This is a genomic window from Nocardia inohanensis NBRC 100128, from assembly GCF_001612945.1.
GTDB lineage: Bacteria > Actinomycetota > Actinomycetes > Mycobacteriales > Mycobacteriaceae > Nocardia > Nocardia inohanensis.
The window spans coordinates 106332-122355 of record NZ_BDBK01000019.1; the positions used below are offsets into that span (position 1 = coordinate 106332).

General features: G+C 66.2%; 22 protein-coding genes. 11 read left to right on the forward strand and 11 right to left on the reverse strand.

Features of this window, described 5'->3' with window-relative positions; genetic code table 11:
• Positions 1–61 precede the first annotated feature (61 nt).
• The 3 genes from NI1_RS38320 to NI1_RS34965 all read left to right on the forward strand — a co-directional run bounded on the left by NI1_RS38320 (position 62) and on the right by NI1_RS34965 (position 1607).
• Positions 62–565 (forward strand): hypothetical protein, encoded by a 504-nt coding sequence (locus NI1_RS38320; RefSeq protein WP_157535506.1) that lies wholly within the window; start codon positions 62–64, stop codon positions 563–565.
• A 155-nt stretch (positions 566–720) separates the two neighbouring features.
• Entirely contained in the window at positions 721–981 is a 261-nt protein-coding gene (locus NI1_RS38325; protein ID WP_157535507.1) for a hypothetical protein, read from the forward strand.
• A gap of 62 nt (positions 982–1043) precedes the next feature.
• Entirely contained in the window at positions 1044–1607 is a 564-nt protein-coding gene (locus NI1_RS34965; protein ID WP_169815681.1) for a suppressor of fused domain protein, read from the forward strand.
• Positions 1608–1612: 5 nt separating this feature from the next.
• On the opposite strand, the gene NI1_RS34970 is transcribed toward NI1_RS34965, so the two are convergent.
• The 3 genes from NI1_RS34970 to NI1_RS34980 form a co-directional block, all read right to left on the reverse strand.
• Positions 1613–2047, reverse strand: coding sequence for an HIT family protein (locus NI1_RS34970; protein WP_084524203.1), 435 nt, complete (start codon positions 2045–2047; stop codon positions 1613–1615).
• A gap of 71 nt (positions 2048–2118) precedes the next feature.
• A complete protein-coding gene (locus NI1_RS34975) occupies positions 2119–2517 on the reverse strand; it encodes a hypothetical protein (RefSeq protein WP_067830139.1) in 399 nt (132 codons plus the stop codon).
• A 45-nt stretch (positions 2518–2562) separates the two neighbouring features.
• Complete coding sequence (locus NI1_RS34980; RefSeq protein ID WP_067830142.1) at positions 2563–3411, reverse strand: SDR family oxidoreductase; 849 nt, start codon at positions 3409–3411, stop codon at positions 2563–2565.
• Positions 3412–3494: 83 nt separating this feature from the next.
• Between NI1_RS34980 and NI1_RS34985 the strand changes: the two genes are divergently transcribed.
• The 3 genes from NI1_RS34985 to NI1_RS34995 are packed head-to-tail and all read left to right on the forward strand — an operon-like array spanning position 3495 to position 4827.
• A complete protein-coding gene (locus NI1_RS34985; RefSeq protein ID WP_067830145.1) occupies positions 3495–3950 on the forward strand; it encodes a MarR family winged helix-turn-helix transcriptional regulator in 456 nt (151 codons plus the stop codon).
• Between the two features lie 23 nt (positions 3951–3973).
• Positions 3974–4576 (forward strand): class I SAM-dependent methyltransferase, encoded by a 603-nt coding sequence (locus NI1_RS34990; RefSeq protein WP_067830430.1) that lies wholly within the window; start codon positions 3974–3976, stop codon positions 4574–4576.
• 8 nt (positions 4577–4584) lie between these two features.
• The gene (locus NI1_RS34995) at positions 4585–4827 is read left to right on the forward strand and encodes a hypothetical protein (RefSeq protein WP_157535508.1); all 243 of its coding nucleotides are present in this window, start codon (positions 4585–4587) and stop codon (positions 4825–4827) included.
• 58 nt (positions 4828–4885) lie between these two features.
• Here the strand turns inward: NI1_RS34995 and qcrB are convergent, their stop codons facing one another.
• The 4 genes from qcrB to ctaE form a co-directional block, all read right to left on the reverse strand.
• Entirely contained in the window at positions 4886–6499 is a 1614-nt protein-coding gene (gene qcrB, locus NI1_RS35000) for a cytochrome bc1 complex cytochrome b subunit (protein ID WP_067830149.1), read from the reverse strand.
• Positions 6496–7644 (reverse strand): cytochrome bc1 complex Rieske iron-sulfur subunit, encoded by a 1149-nt coding sequence (gene qcrA, locus NI1_RS35005; RefSeq protein ID WP_067830432.1) that lies wholly within the window; start codon positions 7642–7644, stop codon positions 6496–6498. The genes qcrB and qcrA overlap by 4 nt, the downstream gene beginning before the upstream one ends.
• Positions 7641–8504 (reverse strand): cytochrome bc1 complex diheme cytochrome c subunit, encoded by an 864-nt coding sequence (qcrC, locus tag NI1_RS35010; RefSeq protein WP_067830152.1) that lies wholly within the window; start codon positions 8502–8504, stop codon positions 7641–7643. Before qcrC ends, qcrA begins: the two co-directional genes overlap by 4 nt.
• An 88-nt stretch (positions 8505–8592) precedes the next feature.
• The gene (ctaE, locus tag NI1_RS35015) at positions 8593–9204 is read right to left on the reverse strand and encodes an aa3-type cytochrome oxidase subunit III (RefSeq protein ID WP_067717455.1); all 612 of its coding nucleotides are present in this window, start codon (positions 9202–9204) and stop codon (positions 8593–8595) included.
• A gap of 176 nt (positions 9205–9380) precedes the next feature.
• On the opposite strand from ctaE, the gene NI1_RS35020 reads away from it, so the two are divergent.
• From NI1_RS35020 to NI1_RS35030, 3 genes are all read left to right on the forward strand, one after another.
• On the forward strand, positions 9381–9797 hold the full coding sequence (locus NI1_RS35020) for a hypothetical protein (RefSeq protein WP_067830154.1): 417 nt from the start codon (positions 9381–9383) through the stop codon (positions 9795–9797).
• Positions 9798–9821: 24 nt separating this feature from the next.
• Positions 9822–10877, forward strand: coding sequence for an anthranilate phosphoribosyltransferase (gene trpD, locus NI1_RS35025; RefSeq protein WP_067830157.1), 1056 nt, complete (start codon positions 9822–9824; stop codon positions 10875–10877).
• Between the two features lie 155 nt (positions 10878–11032).
• A complete protein-coding gene (locus tag NI1_RS35030) occupies positions 11033–11380 on the forward strand; it encodes a hypothetical protein (RefSeq protein ID WP_157535509.1) in 348 nt (115 codons plus the stop codon).
• Between the two features lie 11 nt (positions 11381–11391).
• Here the strand turns inward: NI1_RS35030 and NI1_RS35035 are convergent, their stop codons facing one another.
• Positions 11392–11667: an Lrp/AsnC family transcriptional regulator gene (locus tag NI1_RS35035; RefSeq protein WP_067830162.1), complete on the reverse strand. Its 276-nt coding sequence runs from the start codon at positions 11665–11667 to the stop codon at positions 11392–11394.
• Between the two features lie 274 nt (positions 11668–11941).
• Here NI1_RS35035 and NI1_RS35040 point away from each other — a divergent pair, with 274 nt between their 5' ends.
• Positions 11942–12745: a YdcF family protein gene (locus tag NI1_RS35040; RefSeq protein ID WP_245663563.1), complete on the forward strand. Its 804-nt coding sequence runs from the start codon at positions 11942–11944 to the stop codon at positions 12743–12745.
• Between the two features lie 178 nt (positions 12746–12923).
• Here NI1_RS35040 and NI1_RS35045 read toward each other — a convergent pair whose 3' ends face one another.
• Entirely contained in the window at positions 12924–13565 is a 642-nt protein-coding gene (locus NI1_RS35045) for a TetR/AcrR family transcriptional regulator (protein WP_067830165.1), read from the reverse strand.
• A gap of 64 nt (positions 13566–13629) precedes the next feature.
• Here NI1_RS35045 and NI1_RS35050 point away from each other — a divergent pair, with 64 nt between their 5' ends.
• The gene (locus NI1_RS35050; protein ID WP_084524224.1) at positions 13630–14160 is read left to right on the forward strand and encodes a VOC family protein; all 531 of its coding nucleotides are present in this window, start codon (positions 13630–13632) and stop codon (positions 14158–14160) included.
• Here NI1_RS35050 and NI1_RS35055 read toward each other — a convergent pair.
• Both NI1_RS35055 and NI1_RS35060 read right to left on the reverse strand, forming a co-directional pair.
• Positions 14090–14542 (reverse strand): MaoC family dehydratase, encoded by a 453-nt coding sequence (locus NI1_RS35055; protein ID WP_067830170.1) that lies wholly within the window; start codon positions 14540–14542, stop codon positions 14090–14092. The two genes, NI1_RS35050 and NI1_RS35055, sit on opposite strands and share 71 nt — an antisense overlap.
• The gene (locus tag NI1_RS35060) at positions 14539–16023 is read right to left on the reverse strand and encodes a long-chain-fatty-acid--CoA ligase (protein ID WP_067830173.1); all 1485 of its coding nucleotides are present in this window, start codon (positions 16021–16023) and stop codon (positions 14539–14541) included. The genes NI1_RS35055 and NI1_RS35060 overlap by 4 nt, the downstream gene beginning before the upstream one ends.
• Position 16024: the final 1 nt, after the last annotated feature.

Genomic DNA, 16024 nt, shown 5'->3' on the forward strand with positions numbered 1-16024 from the left:
AACCCAATCACGCCCGTTATGAAACAATCTGGCAGCAGCCTAGAACGGAAGGCAAGGACCGATGACCCTGTGGGATGTTGACGTTGCAGTATTCGAGGACGCACTCCTCGAATGTCCCGCTGCCGCCCTCCAGACACTGGGAATCAGGGTAATCGAGGGGACATCGCGCATCTTCGCCGTACCCTTGGAAGAACTCTTCGATGATTCCACCTCCATGCTGATTCATTCTTCGATAGATGAATTCAACTCCTTCTCCGAACCGTCGAACGAGGCAATCGAGAGATGGGCGCCAATATTTGAAAGCATAGAGAACTGGCAAGATAGTAAATCTCCGTTCACCGCCGCTTCTTTCACCGAGGCCATCGCTCAATATGCACATTTCCTCTTTGACAGAGAAGATCGCGATGCACTCATCGAATCTCTTTCCTTCTGCTACGAGTCAATACTTTCGTTCGCGCGTCTAGGCCGAACTGTCACTTTGGATATGGAACGAGGAAATCCATATTGCCGTGGCGCGATACAGCTACAGAAAGATCTGATCGCAGAAATAGTCGGCATTTCTTGACATCCCGATTTATGGCCGGAGCAGAGGCCATCCAAACGGTTCCTATCCTGCGCGTTGCCGAGGCCGACGAGTGCGTCCGGATCTGGACAGCGGCTGTAGCCACCGTCGACCGCAGCCGGTGAGCATGCCGGTTGCGAATCCGACAGAATGCAAGGATGAGCAACTCTGAGCAGACGCCCGCTGGCTGGGACCCGGACGTGTTCGCCCGGATTCGAGCCGAGTCCAAGGCCGAGCGCGGGGCAATGTCATCTGAGGAGCGCGAACGACACGACAATCTGACACGGGACAGCGCACAAAGTGCCGACAAAGCGAACGATCCATCGGACTCCCCTCACGAGCGGATCGGGGACGTCCCAGGCTTCGATGACGACCTCAATCCCTTTCCACTCACCAGGAAACCGGGCGGGGAAAAATAGCCGCTCGGCATGTCCCTCTCCGTCGGCGACCCGGTGAAAAAACAACAAGGAGTGCCGCTGCTGTGGCGAGTGAGACGAACTTCGCTGGACTTCTTGAGCATCTGGAGCAGCGCCTAGGGCCTGTTCAGGGTGTGGAATCCGCACAGTCGGATCGGGGAAATCGCGGATACGACCTGACCTTCTACGAGGTGGAGGAGCCGCGAGTCAGCACCGTGGTGACCAATGGGGTGCGGTTTCAGCGGGTTTCGGCGGTACGGCCACAGGAGCTCGTGTGCTCGCTTCGGCCCGAGCAGCGGGATATCGCGCACTATCTGGTCGATTCGATGGCGTCGATGATCATCCAGGAGGAACGTGGGATGGTTTACGGCGACATCTTCAGGAACAGTCGGCCGCTGGTCGAGGGCACCGAGATCGTGGGTCTGATCGGCTGGACCAGTCCGCTGTTCGGCGCGGACTTCGATGTCTTCTCGAACGCGGAAGCCGCCACACTACAGATCGTCTCACTGGTTCCGGTCACCGGTTATGAGATCGATTTCGTTCGAGATGAGGGCCCGGACATGCTTTTCGAGGTGTTCCACCTCAATCGCACGAACATCCTTGATATTCATCGAGAATCTGCCGTGTAGCGCAGCTACCTTGCCGCCGCCAACTGGGCGCAGAGTGCTACGAGGTCGGATGCGGGGATTCGGGGAGCGCCCAGGAAATCGGCGTTGTGCCATGGGATATCTCGGGTGGCGCCGGACGGTCGAGTGAAGATGTGCTGGTGGAGATGGACTCCCGCTGCGCTCATGCCCGCGACGAAAGTGAAGACGTGGGCGGGTTCGAGGACTCGGCGTAAGGCGGTGATCGACGAACGGACAGCGTGGGCGAATGCGATCGTCTCGGCGTCGTCGAGCAGGTCGAGGGTTGCCACGTGGCGGCGTGGCTCGACGAACAGGTAACCCGGCCGCGCCCAGTCGCCCTGGGCGGGCCGGTGGGTGATCATCACCAGGTCGTCGGCGTGGACCACCGGGCTCACCAGTGGTCCGGTGCCTTGGTGTTTGTCGCAGATCATGCACCCCCGCATGGCGGCGACATTACATTTACCCGGGCAGTGAGTCACCCACGCGTCTAATCGATCTGTTCGGCGGGTGAGGGTTACGCGGCGTCGAGGGCCTCGATGATCTTGCGCGCCATGGCGGATACCGCGGGCTGGGTCTGGCCGGCGGTGGCGGCTTCGACGGCGACCAGGATGGTGCCGCGGAAGTTATCGGCCTCGCCGGGGAACTGGGCGTCGAGCAGGCGCATGGCCGCGGTCAGGGTGGGGAGCACATGGTCGGCGAGTTCGGCGGGGGTCTTGCCCGGCAGATGGATGTCGCGGGACTTCGCCGCCAGGACGTGGCCGACCGCGCCGGTGGCGGAGGTCAGGGCGATGGTGGCGCGGCTGTTGCCCTTGTGCGGTGCACCGGCGGCGGCCAGGAGCGAGATCGCGCCGTAGGCGGCGGTGCGGACGACGCTCTTGTCTTCGGCGGTGAGAGTGATAGTGGTGACTGACATTTCGGGTGCTCCCTTCGAGCCTGCCGTACTGACACGGTGGTCGGATCAGGAGAAGGCCGCGTGATGTGCTTGGCACCAGTGTTCGAAGGTGCGTGGGGTGCGGCCGAGCAGGTGGGTGACGGTGTCGGTGCGGAAGCCGGTGGTGTCGGCCCGCATGAGGGTGAACCATTCGAGGATGGCGGCGGCTAGGGCGGGTGGGGCGCCGTTGGGGTAGCGGGAGCGCAGGGCCGCTTCGGAGGTGGTAGCGGTGCGGATCGGGATTTCTCGGCCGAGGACGCGGGCCAGGATCGCCACTTGTTCTGCGACGGTCAGGGTTTCGGTGCCGGTGAGGTTGTATTCCTGGTCTTCGTGGCCGGGTTCGGTGAGGGTTCGGGCGGCGACTGCGGCGATGTCGGCGGGGTCGATGGGGGCGTAGCGGCCGGGGCCGGTCGGATCATCCACGGGGCGGCCGGTCCGGATGGCCGGTGCCCATTCCAGGGCGTTGCTCATGTAGCCGCCGGGGCGCAGGATCGTGGCGGGGATTCCGCTGGTGCGCACCAGTTCTTCGCGATGGTGGTGCCAGTCGCCCATGGCGGGGCGGGGATTCATGGCTGCGTGGTAGGACGAGAGTTGCACGATTCGCTTCACTCCGGCCTCGCGTGCGGCGGCTACGGCGTGCCGGGCGTGGTCGAGTCCGACGCCTGGTACCAGGAGGAACAGGCACTCGATGCCGTCGAAAGCTGCTGTCAGCGTGGATGGTTCGTTCAGGTCGCCCACAGCTACCTGCGCTGTGCCGTTCAGGTGGGCAACCTTCTCCGGATCCCTTACCAGCACCCGGAATTCGGCTCCGGTCGCGGCGAGGGCCGGCACCAGCTCCCGCCCGATATTTCCAGTAGCACCGGTGAGCAGTATCATCAGATCTCCGATCGTTAGCCGTCTATCGAAAAACACTAGACGGCTAACGATCTACCGGCAATACCCGAATCACAGGAGGTTTCGTGTCGGAGTTCCTCGACCTGTTCGGCCGGACGTCGAAAGCCGTGCGGGCGCTGGCCGATCGGGATATGCGGCGGCATGGGTTGCATCTCGGGCAGAACCTGGTGCTGGCGGCGCTCTGGGAACGGGATGGGCGCACGCCCGGCGAGCTGGCCAACGCTTTGAACGTCACGACTCCCACGGTCGTCAAGATGGCAACCCGCATGGCCGCGTCCGGGCTGCTCGAACGCCGCCGCGATGATCGCGACAACCGCTTGGTCCGGCTCTGGCTCACCGATCACGGCCGGGAGCTCCGGGACCCGGTCGAGCAGGACCGGAACAGCCTGGCCGACAACGTCACCGCCACCCTCACCGACACCGAACGCCGCCACCTGATGGCAGCCTTGGCCAAGGTCAACCAAGCCGCCCTCGACCTACTCGGCGAGCCGCTCGATCCGTCGGATTCCGTGCCGGACTGAGCATCTCGGCCAGAATGGATCGCATGTACGTCCCGGACGACGAGCGCTGGAACCACAACATCCACTACCACGACCTCCTGGCGGACGCGCTGCCTCCGGGTGGGACGGTCCTCGACATTGGCTGCGGCGAAGGGATGCTGGCGCGCCGGCTACATGCCGAAGGCCATCGGGTGACCGGGATCGACCTGGACGAGCACGGGATAGAACTGGCGCGCGAACAATCGCCGGACGACGAAATCACCTATCTCCGAGGCGATTTCCTCACCTACCCCTTCGAGACCGAGTCCTTCGACGGAATCGTCTCGGTCGCAACGCTCCATCACCTGGACGCTACGGCCGCTCTCTCCCGGATCCGTGAACTCCTGCGCCCCGGCGGCACGGTCGCGATCATCGGCATGGCCCGCGCCGACCTACCCCGCGACCTCCCGATCGAAGCCGCGACCCTCGTCGTCAGCACTTGGCACCGCGTCCTGCGCACCCAGTGGGCGCACCCTTCCCCCGTCGCCTGGCCGCCTCCCGAAACCTATTCGGGAATGCGGACTCTTGCCGAGGAACTCCTCCCCGGGGTGCAGTTCCGCCGCCGCCTCCTGTGGCGTTACTCCCTGATCTGGACCAAGCCGAGCTAAGAATCCAGATGGCCACAGTTGATGAGGTGATGGACCTGGCTGAGACATGGACCGTGGCCGACGAACCTGTCGATCCGGCCGCGGCACATACGGTAGCGGTGGCGCGGCACTTGGACTGGCCGATTGTCACCACGGACCGTGCCCGCTGGGCCGAGGTTGAGCGCGCATGGCCGTTTCGCCTGCATATCGTCGAATTCACCGAAAGCGGTTGGCCTTCCGGCCAGACCAACACCCCGCAGGGCAGTGCATGAAACGGGGAAGGCCCCGAGTCGAATTCGACTCGGGGCCTTCCCTTTACCAAGAACCAGCTCAGTGGCTGCTGCCACCGCTCGGCTGCTGCGCCTCGAGGGCTTCGAGCATCTTGTGCTCTTCCTCGTGCGCCAGCTCGACGTTCTTCTCCTGCTGCGCCGGCGGGTCGGCGAAGAGGAAGGAACCGGTGCCGGGCTTGCCGGCCGAACCCAGCTTGGACATCTTCTTGGGCACCGGGGCGCCCTGGTACTCCAGCGGGATGGCGTGGCCGTGCGAGTCCACGCCGCCCAGGGGCTGGTGGATTTCGATGTACTCGCCGTGCGGGAGCCGCTTGATCACACCGGTTTCGACGCCGTGCTCGAGCACCGCGCGGTCGCTGCGCTGCAAGCCGATGCAGAAGCGGTAGGCCACGAAGTAGGCGATCGGCGGGGCGACCAGCAGGGCAATGCGGAAGAACCAGGTCGTCGCGTTCAGCGAGATCGAGAACTTCAGCGAGATGATGTCGTTGACACAGGCCAGGGTCAGCACCAGGTAGAACGCGATGGCCATGGCACCGATGGCGGTGCGGACCGGCACGTCGCGCGGACGCTGGAGCAGGTTGTGGCGGGCGGTGTCGCCGGTGAGGCGCTTCTCGATCCAGGGGTAGGCCACCAGGACGGTGAAGACCAGACCCATGATCAACGCGACCCAGAACGGCGCCGGGACCGTGTAGCGGCCCAGGTACAGCTCCCACGGCGGCATGAGACGCGCCATACCGTCGGTCCACATCATGTAGAAGTCGGGCTGCGAACCCGCGGAGACCTGAGACGGGTTGTAGGGACCCAGGTTCCAGATCGGGTTGATCTGGAGCACGCCACCCATGATGGCGACGACGCCGAGGGTGAAGGCGAAGAACGCACCCTGGTCGGCGGCGAACACCGGGACGATGCGGGCGCCGACGACGTTCTTCTCGGTGCGGCCCGGTCCGGGGAACTGGGTGTGCTTCTGGTACCAGACCAGCGCCACGTGGGCGGCGATCAGCGCCAGGATGATGCCCGGGAGCAGCAGCACGTGCGCGATGTACAGGCGCGGGATGATGATGTGGCCCGGGAAGTCACCGGCGAAGATCAGCCAGTGAATCCAGGTGCCCACCACCGGAACACCGATGGTGATGCCCGAGAAGGCCGCGCGCAGACCGGTACCCGAGAGCAGGTCGTCCGGCAGCGAGTAACCGAAGAAGCCTTCGAACATCGCCAGGATGAGCAGCAGCGAGCCGATCACCCAGTTCGCCTCACGCGGCTTGCGGAACGCGCCGGTGAAGAAGATGCGGAACAGGTGGATGATGATCGACGCCGCGAACAGCAGCGCCGCCCAGTGGTGCACCTGGCGCACGAACAGACCGCCGCGCACCTCGAAGGAGATGTCGAGCGCGGTCTCGTAGGCCCGCGACATGGTGACACCGCGCAACGGCTGGTAGGCGCCGTTGTAGACGGTCTCCGACATGGACGGGTCGAAGTACAGGGTCAGGTAGACACCCGACAGCAGCAGGATGATGAACGCGTACAACGCGATCTCACCGAGCAGGAAGGACCAGTGGGTCGGGAAGACCTTGTTGATGGAGCGCTTGGCGAACGCCGCCAGGTGGTAGCGCTCGTCCATTTCGTTCGCCTGGACGGCGGCTTTGCTCGGGCTCATGAACGACGCTCCCAGAAGGCCGGGCCGAGGGGCTCGATGAAGTCGTGTGCGGCGACCAGGTAGCCCTCGGCGTTGACGGTGATCGCCAGCTGCGGCAGCGCGCGGGCGGCGGGACCGAAGACCGGCTTACCCCATTCGGTCGCGGAGAACTGCGACTGGTGGCAGGGGCACAGAATCCGGTTGGTCTGCTGCTCGAACAGCGAGGTGGGGCAGCCGAGGTGGGTGCAGATCTTCGAGTAGGCGAAGTAGTCGCCGTAGTTGAAGCTCTCCTGGCCCTTGCGCTTGATGGCGTGCTCGGCGTCGTGGGTGCGCAGGCGAATCAGCATGACCGCGTTGCGAATTCCACGCAGCGACTCCAGGGTGGCGTGCTCGTTGCCGCGCCACTCTTCCTTCCAGGGGAAGACGGTCTCCATGGCGCCGGCGTCCAGATCCTCCGGGCGCACCAGCACGACATCCTCGGGACGGCCGGTGTCACGGCGCAGGTAGACGGTCTGGCCCTCGTAGTCGGGGGTCCAGCCGGAGACCCACAGCGGCGACTTGTCGCCCTTGGCCCACGGGTTCTTGATCATGCCGCCGGCGAAGACGAACAGCGCGCCGATACCGAACATGCCCGCGCCCAGGCCCGCGGTGCGGGTGATGAGCTTGCGGCGACCCAGGGTCGAGGTCTCGGCGGCGTCCTGCAACTGCGCGACCAGGGTGCGGCGGTTGGCCTGCGACGAAATGCCGTCGTGGCGGTCCTGCACCGAGATCTCGGCGGGGATGAAGTGCTTGCGGATGAGCACCACGGCCACACCGATGGCCAGGATGGAAATACCCAGCGTCAGACCGTACAGCGGAGTGGTCCACGTGTACGCGGCATTGCCTTCGTCGTTGCGGCCCTTGTACTCCCAGGGCCAGAACAGGTAGACGCCGATGAGCGCCGCACCCGCGAGCGCGGAGATGGCGAACCACAGCGCGACCTTGCGCTCGGCGCGCTTCTCGGCCTTGGTGCCGGGCACCGGCCAGCGCGGCGCGCGGTAGGCGACGTCGACGCCGTCCATCTCGGTACCGAGCTTGACCAGCTCGTCCCGCGACATGGCATCGAGCTGCTCATCGGTGGGTTCGGTGGGGATGGCCCCCATGGCTTTTTGCTCCTGTTCGCTCATGACCGGGAACCGATCCACATCGCGGAACCGACCAGGGCCACGATGCCGATCAGCCACATGGCCAGGCCTTCGGTCGCGGGGCCGAAACCGCCGAGACCCCAGCCGCCTTCGGACTTGGTCTCCATGCGGTCCTTGATGTACGCGACGATGTCCTTCTTCTCCTCCGGCGTCAGCTGCCGGTCGGAGAACTTCGGCATGTTCTGCGGGCCGGTCAGCATCGCGAGGTAGATCTGCTGCTCGGAGGCTTCCTCCAGCGGCGGCGCGAACTTACCGGAGGACAGCGCGCCGCCCTTGCCGGTGAAGTTGTGGCAGGAGGCGCAGTTCATGCGGAACAGCTCGCCGCCGCGGCCGAGGTCGCCGCCTTCGATGATCGATTCCTGGGCGATCTCGCCGTTGGCGTCGCGCAGCACGGTCGGGCCGCCACCGTTGGACTGGATGTAGGCACCCAGCGCGTCGGTCTGGCGGGCATCGAACTTGGCGGGCTTGCGCTCGATCTGAGCCTCGTTGCGCGCGGCCGGCATACGGCCGGAGGAAACCTGGAAGTAGACCGCGGCCTCACCGACGCCGATCAGGCTGGGGCCGCGATCCTGGACACCCTGCAAGTTCACACCGTGGCAGGTGACGCAGGAGGTGTCGTAGATCTGCTTGCCCTCGCGGATCAGCGCGGACTGGTCCTCGTGCGCGGTCGCGACCTGCGCCTGCGGAGTCAGGGCCGCAGCCGCGAAGCCGGCTCCGACGAGGCCCATCAGAAGAACCAGACCGCCGGCCAGCTTGCGCCGCATACGACGCTGCTTCCGGGTCTTGGTGGCCTCGCCGTTCCCTTCGCTGGGATCTGGCGCTGACGGGGGAGATGAACTCATCTGTGTCCCTTTGGAGTAGACGGAACCGACTTGTACAAGTTTTGGTGCCGACGGCGGGGGCTGGCTGCCGTCGAAGCGCTCGCCCGGGTTAGCGGACGAAGTAGATCGTGGCGAAGAGCCCGATCCAGACGATGTCGACGAAGTGCCAGTAGTAGGACACGACGATGGCCGCGGTGGCCTGCGCCGGGGTGAACTTGCTGAGCGTGGTGCGGATCAGCAGGAACACGAACGCGATGAGACCGCCGATCACGTGCAGGCCGTGGAAGCCGGTGGTGATGTAGAAGACCGAGCCGTACACGGAGCTGGAGATCGAGGTGCCCTCGGCGACCAGGTGGTAGTACTCGTAGCCCTGTCCGCCGACGAAGAAGGCGCCCATGATCAGCGTGATCAGGTACCAGCGACGCAGACCGAAGACGTCGCCCTTCTCCGCTGCGAACACACCCATCTGGCAGGTGAAGGAAGATGCGACCAGGACGGCGGTCACCGGCACGGCGAGCTTGAGATTCAGCTCGGTCGGCTCCGGCGGCCAGTTCCCGTGGGCCTGAGCGCGGGCGACAAAGTACATGGCGAACAGGCCGGCGAAGAACATCAGCTCGCTCGACAGCCAGATGATGGTACCGACGCTGACCATGTTGGGCCGGTTCAGCGAATGCACTCGCTGGGTAATGGCCGATCCTGGGGTCCCTACTGCGGTCGTCACGCCGGTAAGTATGACTCGTCGTAGTACGACAGGTGTAGGCGGGTACGAAACTTTGTCGCGCGTGTCGGAAAGCCCAGGGCGAGCGTGGCTCTCGCCGACCGCTCGGCGTGTCACGGAGCAGCCTAGATTGCCCAGGTAAGAGGAAGCTGAGCCGTATTTCGGAGGAGTGTGGGTCGATGGCGTGGTGGCGTGGATTGTTCAAGCGCGGCGGGACAACGGAACTGGATGCGGGGCGGCCGGATCTGGTGGTGGTGGCGTCGAGTTTCGATGACGCCGAAGCGTGTTCGGCGGCGCTCGGGAAGGCCCTGAACTGGGCTCCGGACCGGCCGGTCGTTCTCCGCCATCACCTGCGAATACCGTCGCCGCGCGTGAATGAGGTGCAGATCATCGCGGAGCAGCTGGGCTATCACACCGGTTCGCTCGACGAATCCGACCCGGCCAAGCTGGTTTTGCAGCGCGTGCAAGTGCTCGATGCCCTGCACTGCTCCCAGGAGCGCTCCCGGATGGCCGCCATCGCGCATCGGCACGAGGGCGATGTGCTGGGCTGGGACGCGCTGCAACCGGCGGCACGGGAACCAGGGGAAAAGAATTAGCCCTTTCGCACTACGCTTAGCGCCATGAGTGCGCGCAGCTGGCGAGAGATTCTCGGCATCCTCACCGACGGTAATGATCTGTCCGAGGACGAGGCCGCGTGGGCCATGAACGAGATCTTCACCGACAGCGCCACCTCCGCGCAGATCGCGGCGTTCGGCGTGGCCATGAAGATGAAGGGCCCGACCCCCGCCGAACTGGGCGGTCTGGCCGCCGGCATGCTCGCGCACGCGCGCCGCGTCCGGGTCGATGCCGCGGCCGTCGATATCGTCGGCACCGGCGGTGATCGCTCGGGCACCGTGAACATCTCCACCATGTCCTCGATCGTGGTGGCGGCCACCGGAATTCCCGTGGTCAAGCACGGCAATCGGGCGGCCTCCTCCAAGAGCGGCGGCGCGGATGTGCTGGAGGCGCTCGGCGTGAAGATCGCGCTCGGGCCCGAGTCGGTCGCCGAATGCGTGCGCCAGGTGGGTATCGGGTTCTGTTTCGCCCCGGTCTTCCATCCCTCGCTGCGCTTCGCCAGCCAGGCGCGCGGGGAGATCGGCATCCCGACCGTCTTCAATATCCTCGGGCCGCTGACCAATCCGGCCCAGCCGGGCGCGGGGCTGATCGGCTGCGCCTTCCCCGACCTGCTGCCGGTGATCGCGGGCGCGTTCGCCGAGCGCGGGGCTTCGGCCCTGGTGGTGCGCGGCAACGACGGTCTGGACGAGATCACCACGGCCGACACCACCGACGCCTGGGTGGTCTCCGGCGGCGAACGCTACGAAACCACCATCGACCCAACGCGTCTCGGGATCGAGCGGGTCGCCCCCGAGGCGCTCAAGGGCGGCGACGCCTCCTTCAATGCCGTGATTGCCCGAAATATGCTGGCCGGTGAGCGCGGACCCGTTCGCGATGCGGTGCTGCTCAATTCCGCGGCCGCCGTGGTGGCCTACGAACTCCCCGGCACCAACCCCACCGTCGATGTCCACGACAAGCTCGCGGGCGCCCTGGAGCGTGTCGCCGGCGCCATCGACACCGGTGCGGCCGCCGCTCTGCTGGATCGCTGGGTCGAGGTCACCAACAAGCTCGGCGACAACTGACCCATATTGTCATTCCGGCATGCTTTCGGCCGGAATCCGCCGGCAGCGAGTGAGATCCCGGCCGAAAATCATGCCGGGATGACAAAAGCAGCCGATTCCGGCCAGGTGTGTTGTTCTGCCGTGAAATACCTGGTAGCGGGCTACAGTTCGGCCCTATGCGATCCGCGTTGTGGAAGCCTGGCGTGCGCGCCGGGCTGCTGGTGATCGGCGTGGTCGCCGCGGCCGCGCTGCTGATCGCCGGGGTGCCCGCCGGTGCACAGAGCTCACCTCAACCGGCCCGACAGGGCACGGACCTCGGGGCGGTCGTGGTGGACGGCGAGGACTACCCGGATCCGTCCGGCTGCATGACGGTGCGCAGGGTGCCCCGGCGACTGTCGGTCGCCAACAACTCCGGCAAACCGGTCCGCGTCTATCTGCTGCCCGGCTGCAAGGGCGGCGTGACCGATGTGGTCGAGCCGGGCCGCACCGCCAATCCGCTCGGCGCCTCGTTCCAATCGTCGTAGCTGTCCGATAACTACTCGCCGATGGAGAAGCCCGCCTCCACATCGGCCCGCGAGTAGGACTTGAACGCGATATGGGTGTCGGTGCGAATCACGCCCGGCGTCTTGTTGATCCGCCCGGTCACCACTTCGGCGATCTGCTCGTGGTCGCGCACCCGGACCTTGGCGATCAGGTCGACGTCGCCCGCGCACGAGAACACCTCGGTCACACCGTCGATATCGGCCACCGCCTGCGCGGTCTCCGGGATGGCGGCGGACTCGGCGTGAATCAGGACGATCGCAGTAATCATGGGGCCAACTCTAGGTGATCGCGGGAGCGGCCCGTGCCTGCCCAATGGGACAAATCGGATCCTGATTTCGTGAATCCGCCTACCCGGCCCGGCGTTTCGGGCGATCATGGACCGAAAATGTGAACCGGCTTGTGGTCACACTGTGACTACCCAGGGGGTCGCGATGTTCGCACAGCTCCGTGCACCCAAATCCGTACGCCGCGCGCGCAAAGCGGCGTCCAAGACCGCGAAATCCGGCCCACACGCCGGTGCGAAACCCGCAGCACACTCCGCAATGACACCCGCAACAGCCTCCGGTGCGGCACTCGCAGCACGTTCGACCGCGGCATTCGCGGCGCGATCGGGCGCGTCGGGCAGGCATCGCCGCCGAACCACCCGGGTCGACTGGCAGGTGCTGCCCACTTGGCAGTGGCGGGCCGTCGGTGGCCGCCATCGCAAGGCGGAACCGAACTGGTTCCGGATCTACGCCGCCCGCGTCCTCGCCACCGGCGCGGCGGTCACCATGATCGGCACCGCCGCGGCCGTCCCCGCGCACGCCGACACCCGGCCGGACGCGGTCGCCGGCGTCACCAATGACGTTCTCGCCACCATCAATTCGTTCACCACCTTCACCCTCCCCGGCCTCGACCTGCCCGCCCTGTTCTCCCCCGACACCGCCATCGTGGTGCTCGGCTACGGCCTCCAGGACGACGGCGAGATGCGCCCCGAACTCATCAACCGCCTGCACGCGGGCTACGTCTCGGCCCTGCTCTCCCCCACCGCCCCCGTCATCGTCACCGGCGGGAACCCGCAGGCGGGCGTCACCGAGGCGGAGGCGATGGCGAACTGGCTGATCGAGCGCGGCATCGCCGCTTCCCGCATCTTCACCGAGACGAAGGCGAACTCAACCGTCCAGAACGCGGCCTTCTCCGCCGAACTCATGAACGCGATCGGCGCCCACGCCGCCCTCCTCATCACCTCCGCGGACCATATCAACCGCGCCCTCAACAACTTCCGCGCCGCCGGCATCGCCGTCGTCGCCACCATGACCCCCGACCGCACCCCACTCTCCGCCGAACCCTTCGGCCCTGGGCAATAGCCCGCCTACGACAGTCCCCTCGTCATTCCGACGAGCTCTCGGCCGGAATCCAGACGGTTCGTTCATTCCCGCTGTGTGGATCCCGGCCAAGGACATGCCGGGATGACGTGGGCGTCACCTGCCGCGCCGGGATCGGAGCGGTGGCTCCCCCCGGCTCCGGGCGACTGCCCCGCAGTCGTCAGCGCAAGAGCTCGCGTGTCGCACTGTCTCGCAACCACTGTCCGTAATGGGCGGCCGTCCAGCCCCGCCGTCGGCGGAGCAAGCGGAAGACGTGTGGTGAGGCCATTGCGAACAGGACGTCGGCGGCTGTTTCGGCGTCCACGCCCGCGCGCAGGTTGCCCTGATCGGCCAGCGCGCGGGTGCAGGTGAGCCAGAATGCGCGGGTGGCTTCCGCGCCCGCGTCACCCCAGGCACGCAGCTGCGGGTCGGCGGCTTCCGCGTCCACGCCGACCATGATGAGATCGCCTGCGCGCTCGAATAATTCGGCCGTGTACTCGACCAGGCGGCCGACAGCGGCGTGCGGATCGGGGTCGGCGAGGGCGTCGAGCACCTCCGCGCGGTCGGCCACGGCGATCGGTTCTTCATCGCCGACGATGGCCACGTCCAAGGTGTGGCGGAAGAGTTCCAGTTTGCCGGGGAAGGAATCGTAGAGCGTGCGCTCGCCCACTCCGGCGCGCTTGGCGACCGCGCGTAACGGCGTTGCCGCGTAGCCGTTTTCGATGAACAGCTCGGTGGCCGCGCGGCGGATGGCGGCGCGTGTCGCCGCGGCCGATTCGGCGCGTTTCGCCGCCCGGTACGGCCTCTTGACGGAGTCGCTCACGGGGAGGATTCTATCAATATCTACCGCAGTACCGCTGCGGTGAAATTAGGAGAAGGTGATCTCGATGCCCGGACTCACCGGCATTCATCACGTCAAGCTCCCGGTCACCGATATGTCGCGGTCGGTGCGGTGGTATCGCGAAGTGTTCGGCTTCCGGCCGGAGTACGAGTTCCGGGACGGGGACGGCTCGGTGGGCGGGGTGGCGGGCTCGGTGCCGGGGCTCGACGCGACCGAGCTGTGCCTGCGGATGAATCACGCAGCGGCACAGGGGTGTAAGGGTTTCGATCCGGTGAGCTTCGGCGCGCGGGACCGTGCGGACCTCGAGGGGTGGGCCGCACGGCTGGACGAGCTCGGCATCGCGCATTCACCGATCATCGAGGCGTCCATCGGCTGGCTGCTGGTGTTCAACGACCCGGATGGGCTGGAGCTGCACCTCTACACCTGGGCCGCGCACGGCATCGACCAGTCGGGCCGGGCCGGCTACGGCACTGCCATAGCCGACCCGGACTCCTGGCAGCCGTTAGTCAGGCCAGGTAGCGGGCGATGCTCTCGGCCACGCAGGCCGGTTTCGGTTCGCCCTCGATCTCGACGGTGACGGTGCGGACGGCCTGCACCCCGCCGGGGATGTCGGTGACGGCGTCGAGGGTGAAGCGGGCGCGGATGCGCGAGTCCACCTTTACCGGGGTGATGAAGCGAACCTTGTTGAGGCCGTAGTTGATTGCCATGCTCGCGCAGCTGAAGCTCATCACCTGGGCGGTGAGCGGGACGATGAGCGAGAGGGTGAGGAAGCCGTGGGCGATGGTGCGGCCGTAGGGGCCCGCCGCCGCGCGCTCGGCGTCCACGTGAATCCATTGGTGATCGCCGGTGGCGTCGGCGAAGGTGTCGATGCGCTGCTGGTCGATGGTCAGCCAGTCGCTGACGCCGATCTCGGTGCCGGCGGCCGCCCGCAGCTGATCGAAGGTGGCGAAGTCGATCATGCGAAGCGCTCCTTCAGTTCTCGCTTGAGGACCTTGTGGGTGGGGCCGAGGGGTAGTTCGGTGACGAACTCGACGCGGCGCGGGTATTTGTAGCGGGCGACGTGTTCACGGGCGTACTCGACGACCTCCTCCGCACCGAGCGGGCCGGAGGGCACGACCACGGCCAGGATCTCCTCGCCGTAGTTCTCGTCGGGGACGCCGATCACCGCCACCTGGGCGATATTCGGGTGCCGCAGCAGGGCCGCCTCGACCTCGGTGGGGTACACGTTGAAGCCGCCGCGAATGATCATCTCTTTGATGCGGTCGACGATGCGCAGGTATCCGGCCGCGTCCTTGATGCCCAGGTCGCCGGTGCGGAACCAACCGTCGGTGATGACTTCGGCGGTGGCTTCGGGCTTTCCGGTGTATCCGCTGAAGACGTTGTGGCCGCGCACCACGACCTCGCCGACGGTGTCGACGGGCAGCAGTTCGATGCGATCACGCACCTCCGGATCGGCGATCTCGACATCCACACCCCACACCGGATGGCCGACCGTGCCCGCCTTGGGGCCGAGCTCGGGCTGATTCACCGATGCGGTCGGCGAGGTCTCCGACAGCCCGTAGCCCTCCAGAATGTATGCGCCGTAGACGCGTTCGAACTCCTCGAGCACCGACGGCGGCAGGGCCGCGCCCCCGCTGACGCACAGCTTCAACTGGGGCAGGGTCTCCGCTTCGCGCGCGGCCTCCAGCAGCCCGATGTACATGGTGGGCACGCCGTGGAACATATTCACGCGCTCGGCGTTCATCAGCCGGATCGCTTCCGCCGCATCGAATCTCGGCAGCAGCACCAGCGTCGCGCCGACCCGCCAGTGCGAGTTCATCGACACCGTCTGGCCGAAGACGTGGAACAGCGGCAGCGCACCCAGGGCGATATCGTCGCGATGCACCTCGTTGGCGTCGAAGGCATTCACGGTGGCGCACATGACCATATTGAGGTGGCTGAGCTCCGCGCCCTTGGGCCGGCCGGTGGTGCCGCTGGTGTAGAACACCACGGCGGTATCGAGCGGGCTGCGAGTGATGTACGCCGGAATCGGTTCGGCGGTCAGCTCTTTCGGGTTGACACACGCGACACCCACGCGTCCGGCGGCTTCGGTGCCGACCGCGGCCACCATCTCGTGGCAGACCAGCAGCTTCGCCTCGCTGTCGCGCAGCACGTACTCGGCTTCGTCGGCGGTGAGCAGCAGATGCACCGGCACCACCGTCGCGCCCGCCGCCAGAATGCCGAAGTACGCGCGCGGGAAGTCGGCGGTATTGGGCCCCATGAGCGCGACTCGATCCCCGGGCCGCACCCCCAGTTCGATGAGTGCCGCGGCCTGCTCGCGCGCCTGCCGCCACAGCTCGGCGAAGGTAATCCGTTGCGCCCCTTCGATGAGCGCGAGATGGTCGGGCCGCCGGCGCGCCGGTTCGGCGAGAATCGAGGCCAGGGAGAGAGTCGCGTTCATG